This window comes from Kitasatospora sp. NPDC059571, assembly GCF_042735675.1.
Classification (GTDB): Bacteria; Actinomycetota; Actinomycetes; order Streptomycetales; family Streptomycetaceae; genus Kitasatospora.
Genome location: NZ_JBHWBW010000361.1, coordinates 1 through 6,752, shown reverse-complemented (window position 1 = coordinate 6,752; position 6,752 = coordinate 1). Strand labels below are relative to the sequence as shown.

Below are 6,752 nucleotides of genomic sequence, written 5' to 3'. Positions count from 1 at the left end.
GGCCCCCCCCGCGCCCGTCGGTGGGGCGGGCCCCCCCCCCCCCCCCCCCCGCGCCGCCAGCCTTCCGCTGCTGGAGGCCCCGGACGGCACGGTGGAGGAGATCGCGGCCGCCGTCGGCTTCGAGAGCGCAGCCACCTTCCGCCACCACTTCGGCCGCACCATGCGGACCTCCCCGACGGCCTACCGGCGGACCTTCGGCCGCGGCGCGGCATGACGGAGGGCCGCCGGCCCGTCGCGGGTCGGCGGCCCTCCGGCGTTGCGTACCGGGCCCGGTACGGCGGTTCGGGGTTCAGCCCTCCGCGCGGTCGGCGTTGGCGACGATCGCGTCGCGCAGCCACCGGGCCAGGCCGGGGGCGACCTTGTCGTACGTGGCGGTGAACCGGGGATCGGCGACGTACATCTCGCCGAGGCAGCGGTGCATCGCGTGCGGGCAGGCGTAGAAGTTGTCGCCGATGTGCCGGCGGTGCTCCTCGGCGAGTGCCGCGGCCTGCTCGGAGTCCGCGGCGACCCCCGTGGTGAACGCCTCTCCCAGGCGGGCGTTGAGGTCGTCCATGGCCTCCTTGATGCGCTGCCAGTCGGCCTTGGAGTAGCCGCCGGTGCGGCGCTGGGACTCGGCCCAGGCGTCGGTGCCGCCCCAGCGCTGCTCGGCCTCCTGCTCCCAGCTCTCCTGGTAGTCCTCCCCGAACACCTCGAACTTCTCCTCCGGTGTCAGCTGCATGCCCATCCTCTGTGCCTCCATCGCTCGTTCGACCGCCGCGGCGAGGTCCTGGAGGTGCCGGATCCGGTCGCCGATGAGCTCGCGCTGGCGGCGCAGGTGCTCGTGGGGCGGGACGGAGCGGTCGTCCAGTATGGCCGCGATCTCCTCGAGGGGGAAGCCGAGCTCCCGGTAGAACAGGATCTGCTGCAGCCGGTCGAGGTCCGCGTCCCGGTACCGGCGGTAGCCGGCCGGGGTGCGGCCGCCGGGCGACAGCAGGCCGATCTCGTCGTAGTGGTGCAGGGTGCGGACCGTCACCCCGGCCACCTTGGCGACCTGTCCCACCGAGTAGCCCATGGTGTCCTTCCCTCCTCGTCGCCTCCAGGCTCCGGCCTCACGGTGCGTGAGGGTCAAGCGCGTTCCCGTGCGAGTCTCCGAGTGGCCGGCACCCCGGCCGGGCCCGGCTTCGGCGCACCGGACAATTGTCGCCGCCCGGAGCCGCCGCCCACCATGGCGGCATGACGAATCCCCTGTTCAGGCGGCTGGCGGCCGAGGCGGTGGGCACCGCGGTGCTGGCCGCGGTGGTGGCCGGCTCCGGCCTCGCGGCGGGCGGGCCCGGCCCGGGTGGCGGCCGGCCGGCCGCCACCGTGCTCGCCCCGGTGCTGGCGCTCGGGATGCTGCTCACCCTGCTCGCGCCGGTGTCGGGCGCACACTTCAACCCGCTGGTGAGCATCACGGCGTGGTGGGCGCGGCGGCGGCAGGGCGGCGGGCCGGCCGCCCGCGACCTGGCGCCGTACGCAGCCGCCCAGCTCGCCGGCGCGGTGGCGGGCACGGCGCTGGCGGACGCGATGTTCGGCCGCCCGCTGCTGGCGGTGGCGCAGGCACCCGGGGCCGGCGGCAGGCTCTGGCTGGCGGAGGCGGTGGCGACCGGGGTGCTGGTGCTGCTGGTCGCGGGGCTCACCCGCAGCGGCCGGGAGCGGTACGCCCCCGCGGCGGTGGCCGCCTGGGTGGCGGCGGCCTGCTGGGGCACCTCGTCGGGGGCGTTCGTCAACCCGGCCCTGACCGCGGCCCGTTCGCTGGGCGGGGCGGTCGGCGGGATCAGTCCGGGCGCGGTGCCGGGCTTCGTGCTGGCCCAGTGCGCGGGGGCGGCGGTCGGGCTGGCGCTGGCGGCGGTGCTGTTCGGCGCCGGGGCGGCCCGGCGGGCGGAGGCGCCTGCGGTGGCCGGCGCCGGCGCGGCCGGGCCGGTGGACCGGGCGTGCGGGGCCGAACCGGGCGGGCTCCGCGAGCCGGTGGGCGGCTGACCGCACCGGGCGGGCCACCGGTCAGAAGTGCGGCTCGTGCTCGGCGTACGCGTGCATCCGCTCGCCCCGCGACGGCTCCGCGCGCAGGCCCCAGTCGCGCAGACCGAGGCGGACGGCGACCTGCCGGGAGGCGCTGTTGTGGGCGTGGATCCAGGCGATGAACGGCAGCTCGGGCGTGTGCGCCACGGCCGCCTCCCGGGCGGCCCGGGACAGCTCGGTGGCATAGCCGCGGCCCCAGTGCGCCGGGTCGAGCCGGTAGTAGAGGTTCCAGTAGCCGGGCGGCTGCCGCTGCGGGCCGCCGATGCCGACGGTCTCCCCGGTGCTGCGCAACCGGGCCGTCCAGTAGCTGAGGCCGTCGTCCTCCCAGCGGGCGACGGCGCGGTCTATCCAGTTGCGGGTGGTGACGGGATGGGCGTGCCGTCCCTCGGGGAGGTGGGCCCAGGTGCGGGGGTCGGAGTTGATCCGGTAGAGCTCCGCGAGGTCCTCGCGGGTGACGGCGCGCAGGTCGAGGCGGTCGGTCAGGACGCGGAACGGTTCGCCCGGTTCGCTCATCGGATCAGCGTACCCACGGGTCGGCGGGCGGCTCAGTCGGCGACGCCGCGCTCCGTGGTGACCTTCTCGATCCGCACCCGGACCAGCAGTTCGCCCGGGACGCCGTTGCGGGCCGCGTACTCCTCGGCCCGCTCCTCGCCCATGTAGCGTGCGGCGATCCGGCCCGCCCAGGCCCGCACCTCGGCAAGGTCGTCGGAGAGGACGGCCCGGCCCTGGACGAGGACGAAGGAGAACGGCGGGCGCTCGTCGTCCACGCAGAGCATGACCCGCGGGTCGCGGGCCAGCGTCCGGCCCTTGACCGTGTCGCGGCCGGTGTTGAGGACGAGGTCGTCCCCGTCCAGCAGGAACCAGACCGGGGCCACGTGCGGGCGGCCGTCGGCCCGTGTGGTGGCCAGTTTGGCGGTGCGGGTGCCGTGGGTGAGAAAGGCCCGCCACTCGGGCTCGGTCATCGGGGACATGGCCCCATCCTGGCCGGGCCCGGGGCGGGCCGCACGGGAATGCCGACCGTTCGTGCCCGGCTCAGTCGGCCGAGCCGTACCGGGCGAGGTAGCCGGCGAACCGGGCGACGTCCTGGTCGGACCAGTCGTCGAACCGGGCGGTGAAGGCGCGGCGGCGCTGCTCGGCGGCCTCGGCCAGCACCCGCAGGCCGTCCTCGGTGGGGCGCAGCAGCTGGCCCCGCTGGTCGTCCGGATCGGCCTCGCGGGCCAGCAGTCCCAGCTTTTCCAGGGCGTTGACCTGCCGGCTGACCGTCGACTTGTCGAGCATGAAGTAGGCGGCGAGGTCGGCGGCGCGGCAGCTGCCGCGCTCCTTCACCAGGTCGAGCATGCTGTAGGTGACCAGGGAGAGGTCGGGGTGCATCTGCGCGGCCTTCTGGCGGGCCCGGCGGGCGACCGCGGTGAGCTCGCGCTGGAGGGCCTCCAGCGCGGCGTCGCGGTCGGGCATGCGTGCTCCTTCTTCGGTACGGAGGTGGTGCGACCACCGTAGGCCGCCGACCGGGTCGGCCGCAGACCGCCTCCGCCGTCCTTGCCTGCGCGGCGGCCCGTCCCCCGTGCCGGGCCGCCCGCCGCCGGCTCAGAGCACGTCGGCGAGGTCGCGCAGCAACCGGGCCTTGGCCCGCGCGCCGACCACGGTCTTCACCGGCTCCCCGCCGCGGAAGACCATCAGGGTGGGCATCGAGAGGACGCCGTACGCCGCCTGGGTCTCGGGGTTGCGGTCGACGTCGACGGTGACGACGCGGAGCCGGCCGGCCTCCTCGCGGGCGATCTCGGACAGTACCGGCGCGACCATCCGGCACGGCGCGCACCAGTCGGCGGTGAAGTCGACCAGGACGGGCCCCTCGGCGGCCAGCACCTCGGTGGCGAACGTCTCGTCGGTGACCTCGTCGAGTCCGGGGACGACCATGCTGTGCTCCTCTGGCGTGGCGGGTCCGGCGGTGGCCGGAGCGGGTGCGGGTGCGGGTGCGGTGGATCGTGAACCGGCGGGCCGGGCCCGGGCGGGCGCTACGCGGGGCCGGTCGCGGCCGGTGCGGTGTGCGGTGCCAGCTCGCAGCGCGCTTCGGCGGGCCGCGGCCGCGGGGGGGGGGGGCGGGGCCCTGAGCGCGGGGCGCGCGGGGCGCCCGGGCCGGGCGGGGCGGCGGGGGCGCGGTGGGGCCGCGCCCGCTCCGCGCCGCGCGTGCGCCCGCGCGGGCGGGCGCCGCCCCGCGGCCTCCAGCTCGGCGCGGGCCAGCTGGGCGGCGACCCGGTCGCGGGCCGTCTGCAGCCGTTCCAGGACCTCGTCCAGTTCCGCGAGCTTGGCGCGGTAGACGTCCAGCGACGCCGGGCAGGAGTCGCCGGCCGGGTGGCCGGCCTGCAGGCACTCGACGAACGGCCGGGTCTCCTCCAGCTCGAACCCGACGTCCTGCAGAGTGCGGATCTGCCGCAGCAGCCGCAGGTCCTCCTCGTCGTACGCGCGGTAGCCGTTGCCGCTGCGCCGCGCGGGCAGCAGCCCGCGCGACTCGTAGTACCGCAGGGTGCGCGTGGTGGTGCCCGCTCGCCGGGCCAGTTCGCCGATCCGCATGCCGTCGACGGTAGACCTTGCCGCCGACGTCAACGCCAGAGCGGATCCGAGTCGGGTGCGCCGCCCTCCGGGCGCCCGGGACCGGCGGCCGGCCGCGAGAGCGGGCTGCCGGCCGGGAGCAGGTAGGTGACCAGCAGTTCCACCGGTTCGGCGCCCAGGTTGCGGCCGAGGTGGACGCGGCGGCGCCCGGCCGGTTCGACGAAGGCCGTACCGGCGGCGGCGGTGCGCCGGGTGCCGTCGGCCAGCAGGCGGGTGAGGGTGCCGGAGCGGACGACCACGATCAGCGGGCCGCGGTGGTAGTGCCATCCGGTGGCGGCGCCGGGCGCCAGGGTCACCTCCTGGACGGTGACCTCGGTGCGTCCCCGGGAGCGGAGAGCGAGGCCGGCCTCCGCGGTGCCCACTGCGAGCACCTGCCCGGCGACGCCGGGGTCGGCCGCGGGCCGTGCCGCGCTGCCGCCGTCGTGCCTGATGGTCACCGTGGCCCCCCGCCGGTCGGCTCATCCGTTGGCGCGTCAGATTATCTGACTAACCCGGGGCATCCATGAGGTCCACGATCGCCCGGTCGTCGCGCCGCACGGCGTAACGGACCCGGTGGACCGCGGCCGCCGGGCCGAACCGCTCGGTGACCAGGGCGAACGCCAGTCCACCGGCGGCGCCTTCGGCCCGCACCGTCCAGGACTCCGGCACCTCGGCGGTCCGGAACACCGGGTCGGCCGGGTGCTGGGCGGCCCAGGCGTCCAGCCGGGCGTTCAGTTCGGGTGTGAGCCGGTCGGCCCGCACCTCGGACGGGGTGTGGCCGGACTCGCCGAGGCCCAGCACGGCGTCCCGGTACGCAGCGACAAAGTCGGCCACCGGCGCGGTGGCGGCGTCGCCCGGTTCGACCGGATCACCGGAGGCGGCCGGGGCGGCGGCGAGGCAGCCCGCGGCGGCCAGGGCCAGGACGGCGGCGGACAGGGACCTCATCGGCGGCTCCTCGGGTCGCGGCGTTCCGCGCCCAGCCGAGCAGACGGTCGGGCGTCCGCGCACCGCGCCACGCCGACCCCGACGCCGACGCCGACGGCACCGCAGCACCGCAGCACCGCGCCGGCGGCGCCCGGCACGGCGCCGGTCAGACCACGCGGGCGGCGGCGTCCAGCGCGGCGGTGACCCGGTCGAGCAGCTGCCGGAGCTCGGCGATGTCGGTCGGCTCCACCCCGGTGGCCGCCAGGATCCGCCGCGGGACCTCCAGCGCCTTCTCGCGCAGCGCGACCCCGGCGGGGGTCAGCCGGACGACGACCGAGCGCTCGTCCTCGGGGCTGCGCTCGCGCCGGACGTGGCCGGCCGCCTCCAGCCGCTTGAGCAGCGGCGAGAGCGTGCCGGAGTCCAGGCGCAGGTACTCGCCGATCCGCTTGACCGGCAGCTCGCCGTGCTCCCAGAGGACCAGCATCGCGAGGTACTGCGGATAGGTGAGACCGAGCTCCCGGAGGGCGACCCGGTAGACGGAGTCGAACGCACGCGACGCGGCGTGCAGCGAGAAGCAGATCATCCGGTCGAGGCGGAGCAGCTCCTCGTCCGGGATCTGGGGCAGCGTGGTCATGCCTCCAGGGTAGCGGCACACGTTTTAGTTGTGCGCAATTGAATCGTGTGCTCTACTTGTGGTCATCGGGCGGCCCGGGTCAGGGACCGCCGACCTGAGAAGGGATGTGCTTGATGGACGCGCTCTACACCGCTGTCGCCACCGCCAACGGCCGCGAGGGCCGCGCCGTGAGCTCGGACGGTCAGATCGACCTGGCGCTCGCCATGCCGCCCGCGCTCGGCGGCAACGGCCAGGGCACCAACCCCGAGCAGCTCTTCGCCGCCGGCTACGCCGCGTGCTTCGCCAGCGCGCTGGGCCTGGTCGGCCGGCAGGCCAAGGTCGACACCGCCGACATCTCGGTGACCGCCGAGGTCAACATCGGCAAGGACGCGACCGGCTTCGGCCTCTCCGCGGTGCTGCGGGTCGAGGTGCCGGACACCCTCGACAGCGAGACCGTGCAGCTGCTGGTGAAGCAGGCGCACGAGGTCTGCCCGTACTCCAAGGCGACCCGCGGCAACATCCCGGTCGAGCTCGTCGTGGAGTGACCCTCCGGGCGGGGGGCGGAACGCGGCGGACCGCCGGGGCAGTGGTGCAG

General features: G+C 76.2%; 11 protein-coding genes and 1 pseudogene. 3 read left to right on the top strand and 9 right to left on the bottom strand.

Going from position 1 to position 6,752, the window contains the following annotated elements; all coding sequences use genetic code 11:
* Positions 1-214 (top strand): helix-turn-helix domain-containing protein (locus ACFV0G_RS29510; RefSeq protein WP_380554635.1); only part of this gene is annotated, 214 nt, incomplete at its 5' end.
* A 75-nt stretch (positions 215-289) separates the two neighbouring features.
* On the opposite strand, the gene ACFV0G_RS29505 is transcribed toward ACFV0G_RS29510, so the two are convergent.
* Positions 290-1,051: a MerR family transcriptional regulator gene (locus tag ACFV0G_RS29505; protein ID WP_380554632.1), complete on the bottom strand. Its 762-nt coding sequence runs from the start codon at positions 1,049-1,051 to the stop codon at positions 290-292.
* Positions 1,052-1,212: 161 nt separating this feature from the next.
* Between ACFV0G_RS29505 and ACFV0G_RS29500 the strand changes: the two genes are divergently transcribed.
* The gene (locus tag ACFV0G_RS29500; RefSeq protein ID WP_380554629.1) at positions 1,213-1,995 is read left to right on the top strand and encodes an aquaporin; all 783 of its coding nucleotides are present in this window, start codon (positions 1,213-1,215) and stop codon (positions 1,993-1,995) included.
* A 21-nt stretch (positions 1,996-2,016) separates the two neighbouring features.
* On the opposite strand, the gene ACFV0G_RS29495 is transcribed toward ACFV0G_RS29500, so the two are convergent.
* The 8 genes and pseudogenes from ACFV0G_RS29495 to ACFV0G_RS29460 all read right to left on the bottom strand — a co-directional run bounded on the left by ACFV0G_RS29495 (position 2,017) and on the right by ACFV0G_RS29460 (position 6,178).
* Entirely contained in the window at positions 2,017-2,547 is a 531-nt protein-coding gene (locus ACFV0G_RS29495) for a GNAT family N-acetyltransferase (protein ID WP_380554626.1), read from the bottom strand.
* Between the two features lie 32 nt (positions 2,548-2,579).
* Positions 2,580-2,996: a PPOX class F420-dependent oxidoreductase gene (locus tag ACFV0G_RS29490; RefSeq protein ID WP_380554644.1), complete on the bottom strand. Its 417-nt coding sequence runs from the start codon at positions 2,994-2,996 to the stop codon at positions 2,580-2,582.
* Positions 2,997-3,066: 70 nt separating this feature from the next.
* On the bottom strand, positions 3,067-3,489 hold the full coding sequence (locus ACFV0G_RS29485) for a MarR family winged helix-turn-helix transcriptional regulator (protein WP_380554623.1): 423 nt from the start codon (positions 3,487-3,489) through the stop codon (positions 3,067-3,069).
* Between the two features lie 129 nt (positions 3,490-3,618).
* Positions 3,619-4,257 (bottom strand): thioredoxin, encoded by a 639-nt coding sequence (gene trxA, locus ACFV0G_RS29480; protein ID WP_380554641.1) that lies wholly within the window; start codon positions 4,255-4,257, stop codon positions 3,619-3,621.
* Positions 4,234-4,602: pseudogene (locus ACFV0G_RS29475) on the bottom strand (MerR family transcriptional regulator); the annotation flags it as partial. The gene trxA and the pseudogene ACFV0G_RS29475, both read right to left, overlap by 24 nt.
* Positions 4,603-4,631: 29 nt before the next feature.
* Positions 4,632-5,078, bottom strand: a complete 447-nt coding sequence (locus tag ACFV0G_RS29470) for a cupin domain-containing protein (RefSeq protein WP_380554620.1) — start codon at positions 5,076-5,078, stop codon at positions 4,632-4,634.
* Between the two features lie 49 nt (positions 5,079-5,127).
* Positions 5,128-5,565: a hypothetical protein gene (locus ACFV0G_RS29465; protein WP_380554617.1), complete on the bottom strand. Its 438-nt coding sequence runs from the start codon at positions 5,563-5,565 to the stop codon at positions 5,128-5,130.
* A gap of 145 nt (positions 5,566-5,710) precedes the next feature.
* A complete protein-coding gene (locus ACFV0G_RS29460; RefSeq protein ID WP_380554614.1) occupies positions 5,711-6,178 on the bottom strand; it encodes a MarR family winged helix-turn-helix transcriptional regulator in 468 nt (155 codons plus the stop codon).
* A 113-nt stretch (positions 6,179-6,291) separates the two neighbouring features.
* Here ACFV0G_RS29460 and ACFV0G_RS29455 point away from each other — a divergent pair, with 113 nt between their 5' ends.
* Positions 6,292-6,702, top strand: a complete 411-nt coding sequence (locus tag ACFV0G_RS29455; protein WP_380554611.1) for an organic hydroperoxide resistance protein — start codon at positions 6,292-6,294, stop codon at positions 6,700-6,702.
* Positions 6,703-6,752: the final 50 nt, after the last annotated feature.

Excerpts from the sequence above, each read along its gene's own strand:
- ACFV0G_RS29505 (WP_380554632.1), bottom strand. The coding sequence starts at position 1,051 with ATGGGCTACTCGGTGGGACAGGTCGCCAAGGTGGCCGGGGTGACGGTC.
- ACFV0G_RS29500 (WP_380554629.1), top strand. The coding sequence starts at position 1,213 with ATGACGAATCCCCTGTTCAGGCGGCTGGCGGCCGAGGCGGTGGGCACC.
- ACFV0G_RS29495 (WP_380554626.1), bottom strand. The coding sequence starts at position 2,547 with ATGAGCGAACCGGGCGAACCGTTCCGCGTCCTGACCGACCGCCTCGAC.
- ACFV0G_RS29490 (WP_380554644.1), bottom strand. The coding sequence starts at position 2,996 with ATGACCGAGCCCGAGTGGCGGGCCTTTCTCACCCACGGCACCCGCACC.
- ACFV0G_RS29485 (WP_380554623.1), bottom strand. The coding sequence starts at position 3,489 with ATGCCCGACCGCGACGCCGCGCTGGAGGCCCTCCAGCGCGAGCTCACC.
- ACFV0G_RS29465 (WP_380554617.1), bottom strand. The coding sequence starts at position 5,565 with ATGAGGTCCCTGTCCGCCGCCGTCCTGGCCCTGGCCGCCGCGGGCTGC.
- ACFV0G_RS29460 (WP_380554614.1), bottom strand. The coding sequence starts at position 6,178 with ATGACCACGCTGCCCCAGATCCCGGACGAGGAGCTGCTCCGCCTCGAC.
- ACFV0G_RS29455 (WP_380554611.1), top strand. The coding sequence starts at position 6,292 with ATGGACGCGCTCTACACCGCTGTCGCCACCGCCAACGGCCGCGAGGGC.